Annotated in this window: 17 protein-coding genes; 8 read left to right on the top strand and 9 right to left on the bottom strand. The window is 70.7% G+C overall.

Annotation, left to right across the window (positions count from 1 at the left end; translation table 11 throughout):
• Positions 1 to 22: 22 nt before the first annotated feature.
• Genes G5C51_RS09660 through boxC form a run of 4 tightly spaced genes read right to left on the bottom strand, consistent with a single transcriptional unit; the run spans position 23 to position 5,604 of the window.
• The gene (locus tag G5C51_RS09660) at positions 23 to 892 is read right to left on the bottom strand and encodes an amidohydrolase family protein (protein WP_165234967.1); all 870 of its coding nucleotides are present in this window, start codon (positions 890 to 892) and stop codon (positions 23 to 25) included.
• A 22-nt stretch (positions 893 to 914) separates the two neighbouring features.
• Entirely contained in the window at positions 915 to 2,513 is a 1,599-nt protein-coding gene (locus G5C51_RS09655) for a benzoate-CoA ligase family protein (RefSeq protein WP_165234964.1), read from the bottom strand.
• Between the two features lie 14 nt (positions 2,514 to 2,527).
• Complete coding sequence (gene boxB, locus G5C51_RS09650; RefSeq protein ID WP_165234961.1) at positions 2,528 to 3,940, bottom strand: benzoyl-CoA 2,3-epoxidase subunit BoxB; 1,413 nt, start codon at positions 3,938 to 3,940, stop codon at positions 2,528 to 2,530.
• A 5-nt stretch (positions 3,941 to 3,945) separates the two neighbouring features.
• Complete coding sequence (gene boxC, locus G5C51_RS09645; protein WP_206313642.1) at positions 3,946 to 5,604, bottom strand: 2,3-epoxybenzoyl-CoA dihydrolase; 1,659 nt, start codon at positions 5,602 to 5,604, stop codon at positions 3,946 to 3,948.
• A 57-nt stretch (positions 5,605 to 5,661) separates the two neighbouring features.
• On the opposite strand from boxC, the gene G5C51_RS09640 reads away from it, so the two are divergent.
• A complete protein-coding gene (locus G5C51_RS09640; protein ID WP_165234958.1) occupies positions 5,662 to 6,489 on the top strand; it encodes a PaaX family transcriptional regulator in 828 nt (275 codons plus the stop codon).
• 86 nt (positions 6,490 to 6,575) lie between these two features.
• The gene (locus tag G5C51_RS09635) at positions 6,576 to 7,106 is read left to right on the top strand and encodes a hemerythrin domain-containing protein (protein WP_338118072.1); all 531 of its coding nucleotides are present in this window, start codon (positions 6,576 to 6,578) and stop codon (positions 7,104 to 7,106) included.
• 28 nt (positions 7,107 to 7,134) lie between these two features.
• Here the strand turns inward: G5C51_RS09635 and G5C51_RS09630 are convergent, their stop codons facing one another.
• The gene (locus G5C51_RS09630; protein WP_165234955.1) at positions 7,135 to 7,917 is read right to left on the bottom strand and encodes a DUF308 domain-containing protein; all 783 of its coding nucleotides are present in this window, start codon (positions 7,915 to 7,917) and stop codon (positions 7,135 to 7,137) included.
• 128 nt (positions 7,918 to 8,045) lie between these two features.
• On the opposite strand from G5C51_RS09630, the gene fes reads away from it, so the two are divergent.
• From fes to G5C51_RS09615, 3 genes are all read left to right on the top strand, one after another.
• Complete coding sequence (gene fes / locus G5C51_RS09625) at positions 8,046 to 9,368, top strand: enterochelin esterase (protein WP_165234952.1); 1,323 nt, start codon at positions 8,046 to 8,048, stop codon at positions 9,366 to 9,368.
• Positions 9,369 to 9,454: 86 nt separating this feature from the next.
• Complete coding sequence (locus G5C51_RS09620) at positions 9,455 to 10,303, top strand: hypothetical protein (protein ID WP_165234949.1); 849 nt, start codon at positions 9,455 to 9,457, stop codon at positions 10,301 to 10,303.
• Between the two features lie 56 nt (positions 10,304 to 10,359).
• Complete coding sequence (locus tag G5C51_RS09615) at positions 10,360 to 11,064, top strand: trimeric intracellular cation channel family protein (RefSeq protein ID WP_338118071.1); 705 nt, start codon at positions 10,360 to 10,362, stop codon at positions 11,062 to 11,064.
• On the opposite strand, the gene G5C51_RS09610 is transcribed toward G5C51_RS09615, so the two are convergent.
• Positions 11,054 to 11,824, bottom strand: coding sequence for a peptidoglycan-binding domain-containing protein (locus G5C51_RS09610; protein ID WP_165234943.1), 771 nt, complete (start codon positions 11,822 to 11,824; stop codon positions 11,054 to 11,056). The genes G5C51_RS09615 and G5C51_RS09610 overlap by 11 nt on opposite strands.
• Positions 11,814 to 12,023, bottom strand: a complete 210-nt coding sequence (locus G5C51_RS09605) for a hypothetical protein (RefSeq protein WP_165234940.1) — start codon at positions 12,021 to 12,023, stop codon at positions 11,814 to 11,816. Before G5C51_RS09605 ends, G5C51_RS09610 begins: the two co-directional genes overlap by 11 nt.
• Positions 12,024 to 12,213: 190 nt before the next feature.
• Between G5C51_RS09605 and G5C51_RS09600 the strand changes: the two genes are divergently transcribed.
• Entirely contained in the window at positions 12,214 to 13,068 is an 855-nt protein-coding gene (locus tag G5C51_RS09600; protein WP_165234937.1) for a S1 family peptidase, read from the top strand.
• 10 nt (positions 13,069 to 13,078) lie between these two features.
• Here the strand turns inward: G5C51_RS09600 and G5C51_RS09595 are convergent, their stop codons facing one another.
• The gene (locus G5C51_RS09595; protein ID WP_165234935.1) at positions 13,079 to 13,477 is read right to left on the bottom strand and encodes a nuclear transport factor 2 family protein; all 399 of its coding nucleotides are present in this window, start codon (positions 13,475 to 13,477) and stop codon (positions 13,079 to 13,081) included.
• An 86-nt stretch (positions 13,478 to 13,563) separates the two neighbouring features.
• On the opposite strand from G5C51_RS09595, the gene G5C51_RS09590 reads away from it, so the two are divergent.
• Positions 13,564 to 14,151, top strand: a complete 588-nt coding sequence (locus tag G5C51_RS09590; RefSeq protein ID WP_165234932.1) for a TetR/AcrR family transcriptional regulator — start codon at positions 13,564 to 13,566, stop codon at positions 14,149 to 14,151.
• 42 nt (positions 14,152 to 14,193) lie between these two features.
• On the opposite strand, the gene G5C51_RS09585 is transcribed toward G5C51_RS09590, so the two are convergent.
• Positions 14,194 to 15,414, bottom strand: coding sequence for a S8 family peptidase (locus tag G5C51_RS09585; protein WP_165234929.1), 1,221 nt, complete (start codon positions 15,412 to 15,414; stop codon positions 14,194 to 14,196).
• Between the two features lie 218 nt (positions 15,415 to 15,632).
• Between G5C51_RS09585 and G5C51_RS09580 the strand changes: the two genes are divergently transcribed.
• Positions 15,633 to 16,262 carry a hypothetical protein gene (locus G5C51_RS09580; protein ID WP_165234926.1) on the top strand — a complete coding sequence of 210 codons (630 nt, stop codon included), beginning with the start codon at positions 15,633 to 15,635 and terminating at the stop codon, positions 16,260 to 16,262.
• Positions 16,263 to 16,273: the final 11 nt, after the last annotated feature.

Genomic DNA, 16,273 nt, shown 5'->3' with positions numbered 1-16,273 from the left:
ACAGCGTAATGGCGGCTTCCGTTCAGGCCGACAGTTTCTCCAGGAGCGCCGGGTACACCGTCTGCGCGTTCCCCGCAAGGATGAGCCGGTTCGTCTCGTCGTCGAGTCCCAGACGGAGGATCGCACGTGCGTTGCGGGCGATCCCCGGGATGCCCGGCCAGTCGGTGCCGAAGATGAACTTCCGCGCCAGCCGCGGGAAGTTGTGGCGGGCGTAGTACTCGGGGAGCTTCTGCGGCGGCAGGCCACTCAGCTCGATCCACACCCGCTCGTGCAGCGTGGCGAGGAAGGCCGCCCCGTCGTACCACCACCCGCGGCCGCCGTGCGCGAGCACCAGGTGCAACCGCGGAAAGGCCTGCACGATGTCGTCGAGCAGCTCGGGGCAGGCGTAGCGGTTGACGGAGCCCGGGAAGCTGCTGGTGCCGCAGTGCACCACCACCGGCAGGCCGAGGTCCTGGCAGATCTGGTACGCGGGGTACATCTCGCGGTCGTTGGCCGGGAAGGCGCCGTGCACCGGGTGCACCTTCAGGCCGATGGCGCCGAGGCCCAGCTGGCGCTCCAGTTCGGCGGTGAGCGGGTAGTGCAGGTGCGGGTTGACATTGGCGAGGAAGGAGACCCGCGTCGGGGCGTGCTTGATCAGCGGGAGCAGGTCCTCGGGCGGCTGGATGCCGGTCACCCGCGGGCTGTGCTCGCACAGCGCGATGGCGTGGTCGACGCCCTCCGCTTCCAGGTGTGCGGCGAAGCGTTCCGGGACCGGGGTGCCGTCGGCGTCGTAGACCTCGGCGGTGATCCGCGGGTCCCCGAAGCGGTCGGCCCACTCGCGCCAGGCGGGCTTGAGGGTGGGCAGCCGGGCGGGGTGCAGGTGGGCGTCGATGAGCAGGTGGTCGTCGAGCAAGGGGGCCTCCGTTACGGCAGGTTCACGCCGTGGCCGACGGCGAGGGCAGCAATACGTCGCGTACCCGCTCGCGCAGCGCCACCCGCCGGATCTTGCCGGTCGGCGTGATCGGCAGCTCCGCCAGCAGCAGCACCTTGCGCGGGCACTTGAAGTGGGCCAGGCCCTCGCGGCAGTACGCGATCAGCTCGGCCTCGGTGGGCTCCGCACCAGGCTGCGGTACGACGCAGGCCACCGGCTTCTCCAGCCGGTCCGCGTCGGGGGCGGCGACCACGGCCGCCTGCAGCACGCCGGGGTGCCGCATCAGCCGCGCCTCGACCTCGGCGGGCGAGACCCAGATGCCGCCCGCCTTGATCAGGTCGCTGCTGCGGCCGAGGCAGGTGTAGTAGCCGTCGGCGGAGCGGGAGTACGTGTCGCCCGTATCGAGCCACTCGCCGCGGAAGACGCGGCGGGTGGTGGCGTCGCGGCACCAGTAGCCGAGGGCCGCGGACGGGCCGCTGACCAGCAGCCGGCCTGGCGCGTCGGGTTCGGTGACGGGGGCGCCGGCGGCGTCGACCAGCTGCAGCGCGTAGCCCGGGACCGGGACGCCGGTGGTGCCGGGGCGGACCGCGCCGGGCCGGTTGGAGAGGAAGATGTGCAGCATCTCCGTCGAGCCGAGGCCGTCCAGCACCTCCACCCCGAAGCGGTCGTGGAAGCGGCGGTACAGCTCGGCGGGCAGCGGCTCGCCGGCCGAGGTGACGGCCCGTACCGGCGCGAAGACCTCCGCGGGCAGCTCGGCGGCGAGCAGCGCCGCGATGAAGGTCGGCCCGGCGGCCACGACGGTCGGCCGGTGCGCGGCAAGCACCTCGGCGGCGGCGTCCGGGGTGGAACGCTGCTGCAGCAGCACGGTGGTGGCGCCGGCGGCGAGGGGGAAGAGCGCGCCGACGCCGAGCCCGTAAGCGAAGAAGAGCTTCGATGCCGACCAGCAGATGTCGTCGGCGGTGAGGCCGAGCACCTGGTCGGCGTAGGTCTCGCAGACGTGTCGCAGGGCCGCGTGCCGGTGGATCGCCGCCTTCGGCGTACCGGTGGTGCCGGAGGTGTAGAGCCACAGCGCCGGGAAGTCGTCGCCCGCGGGGTACGGCGGCAGGAAGTCGCCGGTGCGCCGGGCGCCTTCGGCGAGCAGCGCGGCCCAGCGGCGCAGCCGCACGCCCTCCGGCAGCCCGGGCGGCTCGTCGTCGCCCGCGGCCACGAAGTCCGTCACGCCCTCCGTCTGCGCCAGCGCCTTCGCCGCCGTGCCCGCGAACTCGCCGGTCGCGAGCAGCATCCGGGCACGGGAGTCGGCGAGCAGCGCGGCCAGTTCCTCGGCGTTGTACATCGTCGATACGGGCACGGGGACGGCGCCGAGCCGCATCGCGGCGAGCAGGGCGGTGAGCATCCGCGGCCCGTCGGAGGCGAAGAGCACCATCCGCTCCTCTGGCCGCAGCCCGGCGGCGCGCAGCCCGGCCGCGAGGCGGCTGACGTCGCGCGCCAGCTCGGCGTAGGTGAGCGTGCCGGCGGGGCCGGTGACGGCCGGGTGGCCGGCGCGCCCCCGCTCCAGCTGTCTGTCGATCAGGTACGTACACGCGTTGAAGGCGTCTGTGCTCATCGACCGTCCCGTCCTCAGATCAGGTGCACGTATTCGTAGTCGAAGGGCTTTCCGTTGATGCCGTTGCTGGGCGGCGCCACCCAGGCGGCGATCTTTCCGGGGTCGTAGACGGGGCGCATCAGCGACTCGACGTACGCCTTGTCGTCGGGCGTCGGCAGCCAGGTGTCGCGGCCCGCCTCCCACTCCTCCGCCGCGACGATCCGCCCGTCCGGCGTGATGTGGTGGCCGGAGTAGGCACCGACCTTGCGGTTGAAGCCCTGGTGGGGGAGGTAGAGGCGGGCGTCGAGCCCGGCGTCGGTGAGGATGGCGTTCCAGCGCTTGACGCCGCCGGCGCAGTCGGCCGCGTATTCGTCGCGCAGGTCCTGGTTGAGCCCGATGAGGGACGGGATCTCGACGCCGGTGAGCTGGTCGTCCCGTACCGTGCCGATCTCGGTGAACGCGTCCGTGAGCCGGTGGTCGTCCTTGCGCCGCTCCTCCATCCAGCGGCCTTTCAGCCCGGCGGTGAAGTAGTTGGCGGCGTTGGTGGAGGTCTCGGAGCCGAAGAGGTCGAGCGAGACGCTGTAGTGGAAGTTGAGGTACTTCTGGATCACCGAGAGCGGGATCGCGCCGTACGCGGCCACCTCGTCGGTGTCGCGCTCGCGCATCACCTCGGCGGTCCTGCGCACCACCCGGTCGACACCGGTGGTGCCCACCATCATGTGGTGCGCCTCTTCCTTCAGCATGAACTCGCAGGTGCGCGACAGCGGGTCGAAGGCGCTCTCCTTGAGGGTGCCGAGCTGGTACTTGCCGTCGCGGTCGGTGAAGTACGTGAACATGTAGAAGGAGAGCCAGTCGGGGGTCTCCTCGTTGAAGGCGCCGAGGATGCGCGGGGATTCTTCGCTGCCGGAGTTCCGTACGAGAAGATTCTCGGCCTCGTCGCGGCCCTCGCGGCCGAAGTAGGCGTGCAGAAGGTAGACCATCGCCCACAGGTGGCGGCCTTCCTCGACGTTGACCTGGAAGAGGTTGCGCAGGTCGTAGAGGCTGGGCGCGGTCATGCCGAGGTGGCGCTGCTGCTCGACGGAGGCGGGTTCCGTATCGCCCTGGACGACGATGAGGCGCTGCAGGTCGGCGCGGTATTCGCCGGGGACCTGCTGCCAGACGGGCGCGCCCATCTCCTGTCCGAAGGCGATCCGCCGGTCCGGTTTCCGGTCGGCGAGGAAGATCCCCCACCGGTATTCGGGCAGCGCCACGTGCCCGAAGTGCGCCCAGCCGGCGCGGCCGACGTCCACGGCCGTACGGAGATAGACGTCCTGGGTGGGCAGCGCCGGGCCGAGGGTCTGCCACCAGTCGAGGAACTTGGGCTGCCAGGACTCGAGGGCGCGCTTGAGGCGGCGGTCGTCGGCGAGGTCGACGTTGTTGGGGATGCGTTCGGTGTAGTCGATGGGCATCTCTTTCAGACCCTCTTCCGGTCGAAGACCGCCCGCTGTCCGGTGCCGTAGCGGCGCAAGGCGCCTTCGGGGCCGGAGGCATTGGGGCGGGTGAAGATCCAGTTCTGCCAGGCGGTGAGGCGGCCGAAGATCTTGGTCTCCAGGGTCTCGGGGCCGGCGAAGCGGTAGTTGGCCTCCATCCCGGTCAGCGCGTCCGGGCTGAAGGCGGCGCGCTCTTCGAGCGCGAGGCGCAGCTCGTCGTCCCAGTCGATGTCGTCAGGGGTGAAGGTGACGAGGCCGAGCTCGGCCGCGGCCGCGGCGTCGAGCGGCTTGCCGAGCGTCTCCTCGCCGGGGGCGGGTTTTCCGCAGAAGCGGTTACGGAGCCGGGAGAGTCCGTTCGCCATGGGATACGCGCCCAGGTTGGCCTCGGTGAGGACCAGCTCGGCGGGCTCGCCCGGTTCGTCGGCGTCCTCGAAGACGCCGTCGAGCATGTACTGGCGATCGCAGGCGAGGGCGAGTTCCAGCAGCAGTCCGGCGAAGGCGCTGCCCGGTTCGACGGCCGCGATCAGGCTGCGGCTGGAGGCGTCGAGGCGCTTGAGGGTGCGCTTCGCGTAGTGCCGGACCTCGTTGAGGAACCAGTGCTCGGCGTGGGCGGTGAGGAAGGCGTCGTGGTCGAGGACGCGGGCCGTGTCGCCGGTGGTGCGGAAGAGCCAGGTGCCGAGCTCGGGTTCGTTCGTACGGAGCCGGAGGACGAGGTCGTCGAGCTCGCGGGTGACGGCGAGCGGCCAGTAGCCGGCGCCTTGCGCGACGGCGTCGGCGGGCTCCGTCGGCGCGGGCGCATCAGGCCCGGCGACGGTGATCTCGACGAGCCGCCGGTCGCGGTCGTACGTGGCGCGCACGTGGTCGTAGGAGAGGCCGGTGGCGCTCGACTCCCGGCGCAGCGGGGTGAGTTCCACCCCTGGCCCGTCGGCGTGTCGCGCTGACTCCGCGACCGCCTGCGCGGCGTGTCGCTCGATTGCCGCGTCGAAATCCCGGCGCGGCACGGACTCGTCGACCAGGCCCCATTCGACGGCCCGCGGGCCGCGGACACCCTCCGTCTTGGTGGCGAAGTAGTCGGCCAGGTCCCGCCGCACCCCGCGCTTGTCCACGACCCGGGTCAGGCCGCCCGTGCCGGGCAGCACGCCGAGCAGCGGGAGCTCCGGCAGCGATACGGCGGAGCTGCGGTCGTCGACCAGCAGGATGGCGTCGCAGGCCAGCGCGATCTCGTAACCGCCGCCGGACGCCGTCCCGTTGAGGGCGGCGATCCAGCGCTGGCCCGAGTGCTCGGTGGCGTCCTCGATGCCGCACCGCGTCTCGTTCGTGAACTTGCAGAAGTTCACCTTCCACTCGTGCGGCGACTGGGCGAGCATCCGGATGTTCGCGCCGGCGCTGAAGATCTTGTCCTTGCCGCCGGTGACGACCACGGCCCGCACGCCGGGATGCTCGAAGCGCAGCCGCTGGGCGGCGTCGTAGAGCTCGATGTCGACGCCGAGGTCGTAGGAGTTGAGCTTCAGCTCGTATCCCGGGACGAGGCCGCCGTCCTCGGCGACGTCCATCACCAGGTGGGCCACCTCGCCGTCGACGGTGAGCTTCCAGTGGCGGTAGCGGTCGGGGTGGGTGTCGAAGGAAACCTCCATGCCGTCCATGGCTACGACGATCCACGTTTCTACGACGCGGCGTCAAGAGTCTGTAGACTATCGGGCATGCCCGAGACCAATTCCCCGCGCTCCAGCGCCCGTTCGCTGCTCCTCACCGCGCTCGGCGAGTTCGTGCTCCCGAACGGGCCGGCGTGGACGTCGGCGCTGGTCCGCCTGCTCGGCTCCCTCGGCGTCGAGGAGAAGACGGCCCGCCAGGCCCTCTCCCGTACCGCCGCGGACGGCTGGCTCGCCGGCGAACGGGACGGCCGCCGGGTGCGCTGGTCGCTCACCGCCCGCGGCCGCCGGCTGCTGTCCGAGGGCGCCGAGCGGATCTACGCGCTGGGCACCGAGCGGCAGGCCTGGGACGGCCGCTGGCTGGTGCTGACCGTGACGGTCCCGGAGTCGCAGCGCAGCCTGCGCCACCGGCTGCAGACGAAACTCACCTGGGCCGGTCTCGGCAATCCGGCGCAGGGCCTGTGGGTCACGCCGCACGCCGAGCGTGAGGCGGAGGTGAAGGAGGTGGTGGCGGAGCTGGGTCTCGGCGCGTCGGCGTTCTCCTTCACGGGCCCGTTCGCGGGCGTCGGGGAGGAGGCGTCGCTGGTACGCCGTGCCTGGGACCTGGACGCGGTGGCGCACCGCTACGAGGACTTTCTGGCGGCCTTCGCGGGGGTCGCCCGACCCGGCAGCGGCGACGCGCTGCTCGCGGCCCAGACCCGACTCGTCCACGAATGGCGCCGCTTCCCGTTCCTCGACCCGCAACTCCCGGACGAACTCCTGCCTCCGCAATGGACGGGCCGCACGGCTTCCGCCCGCTTCCACGAACTGCACGACCGCTGGTCGGACCGGGCGCAGCAGCGGTGGGCGGACCTCAATGACCAAGGCGGACGCCCCTGACCGGATTGCCGCGACCGCCACCCTCTGGAGACGTCCTCAACGAATCCAGGAGGTGCTCACCGTCTAGAGACACGTCCGCTCCGCGGGTGCAGCTCCGCACTGGCTGCACCCGCTATTTTGTCCGGATGTGCCACTACTGCGGCTGCCGGGAGATTCCGCTCATCAAGGAGTTCATCGCCGAGCACGATCAGGTGAAGGATCTCGCCGGAGATGCCGAGCGGGCCTTCGATCGCGGCGAGACAGCGCGGGTGCGGGAACTGGTGCGGGCCATGGCGACGATCCTGCAGGCGCATTGGCGGGGCGAGGAGGACGGGCTCTTCGCGGTGATGCGGGGTGATCCCGAATACGCGGATTACATTGCCGCACTGATGCGGGAGCACCGCGAGCTCGCGGAACTGCTCGACACGGCGGATCCGGATGACGCGGCCGACCGCAAGAAGCTCTTCGAGGCCTTCGACGAACTGCACCATCACATCGCGAAGGAGGAGGACGGGCTGTTCCCGGCGTCGCTCACGGCTCTCTCCGGCGAGGAGTGGAATCGGTCGATCGCGGCGTGGCGCGCAGCGCATCCGGATCGGGATCCGGATCCGGACGAGGCGGGGCAGCTGCCGGGCTGAGCGGCGGCCCCGCCGTCCGTCGTACGGGTCAGGCGGCGCGCCGGCCCTCGTCGGGCGGAGCCGCGGTGGTGGTCTTGTCGACCGGCACCGTGGTGCCGGCGCTCGCGGTGGTCCCGGTCGTCCCGGTCGCTCCAGTGCCCGTATGTGACACCGCGTCGTCCACCGCCCGCAGATTGCGCACCTCGGCCTGCGACAGGTGGCCCGTCTTCACGTCGTGCCGGAGCTTCAGCGCCGTCACGATCTCCATGATGCCCATCGCCACCAGCCAGGCGCCGGCGACGATCGTCAGCACGGCGATCGACTCGAACGGCGACACGAGCAGCACCACACCACCGAGCACGCTGATGATGCCGAGCGCGATCTGCCAGCCGCGGGCCGGCATGTCCTCGTCCTGGATGGCGGCCACCGTCTCGGTGATGCCGCGGATGAGCCAGCCGATGCCGATCCAGATCGCCAGCAGCAGGATGGACTGCAGCGCGCTGCGGAAGCACAGCAGGCCCAGCAGGATCGACAGCGCGCCGCTGACGAAGGCCAGCACCCGCATCGCCGCCGTGGTGTGCGTACCGAACGCGGCGATCAGCTGGGCGATGCCGGTGACCAGCAGATACGCGCCGAAGAAGATGCCCGCGACCAGCAGCGTCGGCCCGGGCCACACCAGCGTCATGATGCCGAGGATGAGGGCCAGGATGCCGGCGATGAGCAGCGTGTGCCAGGCGCCCTTCGCCAAGCGCTGGAGCGGGGTCTGATAGGTCTGCTTGGCGCCTCGTGGCGGCGCCGTGGTGCTTGCGTTTGCAGTTCCGTCGGCGGACATAGGTGTCCTCCTTACGCCACTACTCACGGAAGCAGCACCGGGCCGCCTTCGCAAAAGATCGGCGGCTGAGTAAGGTAAGCCTTACCGTAACTGCCAGCCTTTCTCCCCTGCCGCTCCCCGGAGGCCGCATGCCCGCGCCGGCACCGTCCGCCGCCCCGCCCGCCAAGCGGCACCCGCCCCGTATCCCGCGGCCGCAGCCCGTGCCGCGGGCCGCCGGCGACCTCGTCGCCCGGCTGGAGCGCGGCGAGCTCACCGAGGACGCGTTCTGGCGAGAGGCGGCCCGGGCCGGGACGCCCCTCGTCGAGCCGGCCGGCGACGGCGACGCGGTCGTCACCTTCCTCTGGCGCGGTACGGACACGACCCGGGCGGTGCTGGTCACACCAAACAAGCTCGCCGACCCGCGCGACCCCGGCGGCAATCTGATGGCGCGCGTCCCCGGCACCGGTGTCTGGCACTGGTCGATACGGATGCGGCGCGACTGGCGCGCCACGTACACGCTCGCCGTGGACGAGGGCGACGGGCCGGCGCCCGACAGCCAGGCGTACTGGCCTTGGCTGCGCACCCAGCACCGACCCGACCCGTACAACTCCCGCACCCTGGCCCCCCGGTGGGGCGGGCCGCCGGTCCCGTACGTCGAACTCCCCGACGCGCCCCGCGCCACCGACTGGCAGCGCCGGCCCGGCACACCCCGCGGCAGGGTCACCGAGCACACGGTCGCCAGCGCGCTGCTCGGCAATGAGCGGCGGGTCTGGCTGTACGAGCCGGCGGGCGAGCACGCCGAGCCGCAGGGCGACCACGCCGAGCCGCTTGGCGAGCATGCGGCCCCGCCAGGCGAGGACACCGACCCGCTCCCCCTCCTCGTCCTCCTCGACGGCGAGATGTGGCAGCCGGGCCTGGACGTGGCCGCCCTCCTCGACAACCTCATCGCCGACGGCCGCATCCCCCCGCTCGCCGCCCTGCTGCCCGAGTCCCTCGGCGCCGACACCCGCTACGACGAGCTCACCTGCAACGAGCGCTTCCTCGGCTTCCTCACCGACGAGCTGCTCCCCTGGGCCGCGTCCCGCCTCCCGCTCACCACCGACCCGGCCCGTACGATCGCCGCAGGCCAGAGCCTCGGCGGCCTGACCGCGGCGTACGCGGGCTACGCGGCCCCGCACCGCTTCGGCGCGGTGCTCGCCCAGTCCGGCTCCTTCTGGTGGCCCAACGGCCCCGGCGCCGAGTGGCTCACCGCCCGCCTCGCCGAGGCCCCCCGCCTCCCGGTCCGCTTCCGCCTCTCCGCCGGCGAACAGGAGTGGGTCGCCTTGCCCGCCTGCCGCCGCCTCCACGACACCCTCACCGCAAAGGGCTACGACGACGCCCGCTACCGCGAGTTCAACGGCGGCCACGACTACCTGTGCTGGCGCACGGAGCTGGCCGACGGGCTGTGTGAACTGCTGGGAGTTCCTCGCTAGCCGGCACCGAACGGCCCATGTGCCGGAACGCCCATCGGCCTATGGTCATTGCCACGCACCACTCCGAATGATTCCGGAGGGGCACCGTGGCACTGACGCGCGAAGACAAGATCAAGTGGGCAGTCGGTTCGATCGCCGGCCTGCTGCTGACCGCATTGGCGGCGACATTCTTCTTCGTCGAGATCTGCGATCAGCAGCTGACCCGCAATGGCTCAGTGGTCACCGTCTGCCGGCACGCATCGGCGGCGGACCCGCCGGTGGTCGCCGTGGGTCTCGCCGTGGTCGCCCTGCTGGCGGTCCTCTTCGCCGAGGTGTCGGTCCTCGGGCTCACCGTCAAAGGGCAGTTCAGACGCACCCAGGAGCAGGTCAGGGAGAACGAATTCACCAGCCAGGAGCTCAGCGACGACATGCGGGAGTTGCAGTCGGACCTCTACGAGGCATTGAACCAGGTCCGCGCCCTCCTGCCACCCGATGAGGAGCCGCCGCCACCGGCCGTGGACGCAATCGAGGAGCTCGCCCGCGAGTACAACCGGATCCGGCACGAGATGCCGAGCGGGACCGAGCGGACCAACGCCATGACTGACATCGTCCGCCGGCTCACCGACGAAATCCAGCAACGCCAGGGCTTCGACCCGGCTCCGTATCTGGAATCCGCCGACCGCGGGCTCCGGCTCGCCGGCTACGCCGCGCTCTACGCAGGCGGGAATCCCTCCTTCATTCCCCGCCTTGCGACGGCAGTGACCGAGGAGGACAAGCCCTTCGGGCAGTACTGGGCTTTGCAAGCGCTGGACAAGCAGCTCAGATATGCCCCTCGCGCCCTGGACTCGGCCTCGGCCGATCTCCTGGAACACCACCTGCGTGACATTCCGTATCGCGAGGACCGCGCACGCCGCATCCGCGAGATCCTGCTCCGGGAACGCGGCCGCATTCTTTAGCCTCGACCGGGGGTGCCTGCTCGCCTTCGCGTGGTCTTCCGCCAAGGATGGGCGGCGTGACGGATCTACTCAGCAGCCACTCGCTCGATGTGGCCACGCGCTATCTGGACCTCGCCGGAGTCTTCGCTTCCGCCCTGCTCGGTGGTGCTATCGCCCGCGTCGAGCGGCTTGATCTCTTCGGCTTCCTGGCCGTCGGCATCGTGTCCGGGCTCGGCGGCGGTCTGGTGCGCGACGTGCTTCTGCAGCACGGCACGCCCGTCGCCCTGACCGACGTCGCCTATCTGCCGACCGCCATCGCCGGGTCGCTCATCGCGTTCGTCATCAGCATCAGCCAGCACGCGTGGGACCGGCTGTTCACCGTGCTCGACGCCGCCGTCATCGGCTTCTGGGCCGTCACCGGCGCGCATATGACCCTCGCCGCCGGGCTCGGCTGGCTGCCCGCGGTGCTGCTCGGCACGATGACCGCCGTCGGGGGCGGCGTCGCCCGGGATCTGATGCTGGGGCGGATCCCGGCGGTGTTCGGCGGCAACGCGATGTACGCGACCGTCGCGATGATCACCGCCGCGATCATGGTGCTCTGCTCCTACCTGGACGCGCCCGCCCTCGGCATCATTCTCGGCATTGTCGTCAGCCTGGTCTTCCGGGTGCTGGCCGTCCGGCGCGGCTGGAGCCTGCCGAACGGGCGTGACTGGCAGCCGCGCTCCCGGCTGGCCACCGTGATGGAGCGCGGCCGGCGCGTCGTCCCCCGGCTCAGGCCTTGACCCGGAAATTGCCGGTCTTGCGGCCGAGGGCCTCCAGGCCCGGACGGCCGACGACGCCGGTGGCGTTCTTCACGCCGAGCCGGGTGCGCCAGTTGCGGTAGCCCTCATGGGTACGGGGACCCCACTCCCCGTCGACCCGGAACGGATACAGCCCGACCTCCTTCAGCGCCCCCTGCACGAGCTCGATATGCCGCCGCGAACTCGCCGACGTGAATTGCCGCTTCGTCGTCTCGAATCGCTTGGAGGCGAAGGCGAGAATGGACGCGTCGGCGAAGGGCTTCACTCCCGGGCGCGTCACGTAACGCGCCAGGAATGCCGCCGAGAAGAATTTCGGATCGACGCGGGGATCGGGGTCGGGGCCGTGACCGGCGAGCCCGTTCTTGTGGTTCTTGTAGTCGGTGACCTGACGCTTCGCCCCCGCCGAGAGATCCGGGTCCCCGACGGCGATCGCGTGGATATGCGGGCCGTTGAACGGTGGTGATGTCCGGCGCCAGGCCGCCCAGCCCGCCTTGCGCAGCGATACGACCCGATGCCTGATCTGCTCCCTGGTCAGGCCGCGCACGCTCACGTCCATGGCCCCGCCGCCGTCGTGCGTGCCCGCCGACGCCGGTACGGCGCCCCGGTTGAACGACCCCTGGACGATACGGAGCTTGAACCCGCCGATCCGTTCCGCTTCCCGCAGCATGCAGATGCTGCGCCGGTTCAGCGTTACGGACCCGAACTTCACCCGCTCCCTCGGGGCGGAGGTGCTAAACACCATCTTCCCCACCCTCTCGACCTTCGGTCTCGGTGGCGATGAGTTCCATTTCGTCGTCGTCCGCGAGCTCGACGCCGACGGCGTCGTCCTCGTCCTCCGGATCCGGCGCTTCGGTCGGCTCGTCGGCACCGACTTCGATGCTTTCCGCCGCTTCTTCCTCGTTCAGCTCTTCCAGCGTGAGTACTTCATGAGGCTCCGCCATGGCCGTTCACCCCCCACAGGAAAACCGGGCCACTTCTCTGGCGCTGCCCAGCCTCCCATCGGCGCGTAGGGCCGTCCATACGCCAATTCGCCCTGGTCGGGGCCCTGTTGTCGCGAGCACCCGGGGCCATCAGAATGCTCATGACAAAGCCGGGTGTGACAAGACACCCGGCGACAGAGAGGACCCCCACATGAAGAAACCTCTCGTCGGTGCGTTCGCCGCGAGCCTGCTCCTGATCGGAGCGGGCGCGGCGCCCGCACTCGCCGACAACCGGGGCGAAACCGGCCCCGAGGCCGCCGGCTTCGCCGGCACCGTCGCGCTCAGCAACTGTTCGGGCTCCGTCATACGCGTGCCCGACTCGCAGCCGACGGACCCCGCGCTCGTCATGTCCAACGGCCACTGCCTCGAGGGCGGGATGCCGGGACCCGGCGAGGTCGTCGTCGACCAGCCCTCCGGCCGCACCTTCGACCTGCTCGACGCCTCGGGCAACGAGGTCGGCGTGGTGAAGGCGAGCAAGGTCGCGTACGGCACGATGACGGACACCGACGTCTCGCTGTACGAACTCACCAGCAGCTACCAGCAGATCGAGAGCGACTACGGCATCAAGCCCCTCGAACTGTCCGCCGACCACCCCGCCCAGGGCTCCGCGATCACCGTGGTCTCCGGCTACTGGAAGCAGACCTACAGCTGCGCGATCGACGGCTTCGCCCACCAGCTCCGCGAGGCCGACTGGACCTGGAAGGACTCGGTCCGCTACACCTCCGCCTGCAAGACCATCGGCGGCACATCCGGCTCCCCGGTCGTCGACGACGCCACCGGCAAGGTGGTCGCCGTCAACAACACCCTCAACGAGGACGGCCAGGAGTGCACCCTCAACAACCCCTGTGAGGTCGACGAGAACGGCACCGTGACCGTCCACCACGGCATCGGCTACGGCCAGCAGACGTACACGGTCGTGCCGTGCGTCGGCGCGGGCAACAAGATCGACCTCAACGCGGCCGGCTGCTCCCTGCCCAAGCCTGCCGGGGCTCAGGCGACTTCGTAGCCGGTGCGCATCAGTCTCCCTTGATGGTGCGGGTGAACCCGCAAGAACGGTGCAGTCGGCCGTCGGGCAGGAAGTCGTAGAACCCGATGCACTCGGTCGAGATCCGCTTCTTGCGGGTCGTCGCATGGATGGTGAGCCGGGCCGCGATCCGGTCGCCGTCCGCGATGGCCTCGTGCACCTCGAAGCGCGGCTCGCCGTCCGCCACCAGGTTGCGGCGGACGGGCCGGATATGGGCGACGAGCCGGTCCCAGTCGAGGTGGATGCCGTCGCTGACCATCACGATGTCCGGGGCGTAGAAGCGGGCCAGCGCGGGCGCCGGGTCATGGTCGCCCACGACGACCTCCTGGTGGAGGGTGGCGAAGAAGTCGGCGATGAACTGCTCGGGGGTGCTCTGCGCCAAGGGCTTCATGATGCTCCGTCCAGCAACGGCGAACTCTCGAACTCTTACACCGTGTAAGATATGAGCGTGTCCTCAATTTTGACAAGGTGTAAGAGTTGACGCCTCCGGCCCGCCGCCGCGCCGACGCCGAACGCAGCCGCGCCGCCGTGCTCGACGCGGCACTTCAGCTCCTCGGCGAACGTCCCGACGCGGGCATGGCGGCCGTCGCGGCCGCCGCCGGGGTCACCCGCCAGACCGTCTACGCGCACTTCCCCTCGCGGAACGCACTCCTCGCGGCGGTCGTCGACCGGATGGCGGAGCTGGTGACCGAGGCGATGGACGCGGCCACGGCCGACGAGGGGCCGGCGCCGGAGGCGCTGCTGCGCCTGCTGGACGCGGCATGGCACGCCTTGGACGCGTACCCGGCCCTGGGCCGGCTCGCCGAACACCCGGCACCCGCCGAGCGGGACCGGGCCCGCCATCAGCCGATCGCCGACCGCATCGCGGGGGTGCTGCGGCGCGGGCGGGAGAACGGCGACTTCGATCCGACGCCGCCGGTGTCCTGGCAGGTGGCGGCGGTCATCGCGCTGAGTCATGCGGCTGGAGAGGAGATCAACGCCGGTCGTATGACGGCAGCCGAGGCGGTGCCGGCGCTGCGCTCGGGGGTGCTGCGGCTGCTGGAGCCGCGAGAGGGTCCTGGCTGACGGCGGCCCGGACCGGCTTACGGGGCCGGGCCGCCGTGTCGCTCACAGCAGGGAGTACAGCAGCCGGTTCGGTGAACCGGTGCGCGGGTCCTGCACCTTGTTCGGGGTGGAGCCGTTCACCAGCGCGTCTCTGACCTGGGCCGGCGTGGCGCCGGCATGCGTGGCCAGATAGAGGGCGGCGACGCCCGCGGTGTGCGGGGTGGCCATCGACGTACCGGAGATGGTGTTGGTGGCGGTGTTGCTGTCCTTCCAGGCGGAGGTGATGCTGACGCCCGGCGCGAACAGGTCCAGGCAGGTGCCGTAGTTGGACCAGGAGGCGCGGCGGTCGTTACGGTCGGTGGCGCCGACGGTGACCGCCTCGGGGACGCGGGCCGGGGACGTGTTGCAGGCGTTCTGCGGCCAGCCGAAGATGTTGCCGTTGCCGGCGGCGATGGCGTACGTGATGCCCGCGGCTATGGAACGCTTGACGGCGTTGTCGAGCGTGGTGCTCGCGCCGCCGCCCAGGCTCATGTTGGCGACGGCGGGCTTGGCCGCGTTCGCCGTCACCCAGTCGATGCCCGCGACGACGCCGGAGGTGGAGCCGGAGCCGTTGCAGTCCAGGACGCGGACGGCGACGAGCTTGGCGGCCTTGGCGACGCCGTAGGTCTGCCCGCCGACGGTGCCGGCGACGTGGGTGCCGTGACCCTGGCAGTCCTGCCCGTTCTGACCGCCGCCGACGGTGTCGGTGCCGACCGTGGCGCGGCCGCCGAACTCGCCGTGGGCGGTGCGGATTCCGGTGTCGATGATGTACGCCGTGACGTTCGACGCGGTGCTGTTGTACGTGTAGGTGGAGCTCAGGGGCAGATCGCGCTGGTCGACGCGGTCCAGGCCCCAGGTGGCGTTGTTCTGCGTGTCGGCGACGCGCATGACCTGGTCCTGCTCGACGTAGTCGACCCGCGGATCCCGGGCGAGCCGGGCCGCTTCGGCCTTGCTGAGCTTCGCGGAGAACCCGCGCAGGGCCTCGCGGTAGACGCGCCCGAGCGTGCCGTCGGCGCTCTCGGTGAGCTCACGCGCCGCGGAAGCGGTGTTCTTCTTGCTGACCTCACCGTTCTTCAGCACCACGAGCCACTTTCCGGGAATCGCGGTATCGGCGGGAGCGGACCGGACGTCGCCGGTAGGAGCGGTGGCACCGTGTGCACTGGGGACGGCCGCGAACTGAAGCCCTAACGCGGCAGCCACCGCGGCGACGATCACTGTCGCGCGGCGGAGGGGGACGCTTCTCATCGTGGTGCACCAGACCTTTCGTTGACCGGATCACGGACAAGAACAGGTAGTGCGGATCACAACTCCCCTGGTCGCAGGGGGATTCGCCAGGCACACATAACCGCACCCCCCTGCCTCGCGCAATGGCAGGTTCACGCCATATTAAGTACCCGTACTCAGAGCCCAGTGAGGACGATCACGGGTCCCACGCACCGCCGGGCCGGCCATAGCCTTCGATCATGACTAAGCAGGGCGGGACAGCCGCCGCTCTCGGGGCCGGCTGCCTCGTGCTGATCGCCGTGCCGGTGCTCTTCGTCGTCGGGTTCATCGTGGTGGTGAACGTCCAGAGCAACACGCCCGAGGACTATCCGACGGTCGCGCCCGACACCATGGCCAAGCGCGTGCACGGCCGGGCGCAACAGGCGTACGAGGTCCTGGGCTTCGACCGCGCACCGGGGCGGGACGCCCGCATGGATTCCTCGTACTGCTATCCCGACGGCCTGGAGAGCATCAACGACAAACCGCAGCAGGGGGCGTACTCCCTCAGCTACGAATGGGCCCTCGACAAGGTGCCGGAGGACCAAGCCGTGGCGGCGCTGCGGCGGGTCGAGCGGAAGCTCGAGAAGGACGGGTGGAAGGTCGAGTCGAGCCACTCGGGCGGCTTCCGCGACTTGTACGCACGCCGTGGGACCGGCGACGCCGAGGAGCGGCAGAGCTTTCACTGGAAGGCATCGGGTGGCGGGCGCTTTGACGGCGGCAGTAGCGGGCCGTGTGCCTACGACCGCGATGCGCCCGAGAGCGACGCGTATGCGAAGCCGCAGGTCGACGGCCCGCTGCCTGGCATGACGCCTGGACCGGCTATGCCTTGACCCGGAGGGGG

It is taken from the genome of Streptomyces coryli (assembly GCF_011044975.1).
GTDB classification, from domain to species: domain Bacteria; phylum Actinomycetota; class Actinomycetes; order Streptomycetales; family Streptomycetaceae; genus Streptomyces; species Streptomyces coryli.
The sequence above is the reverse complement of the archived record's forward strand: the minus strand, read 5'-3'. Positions and strand labels throughout refer to the sequence as shown.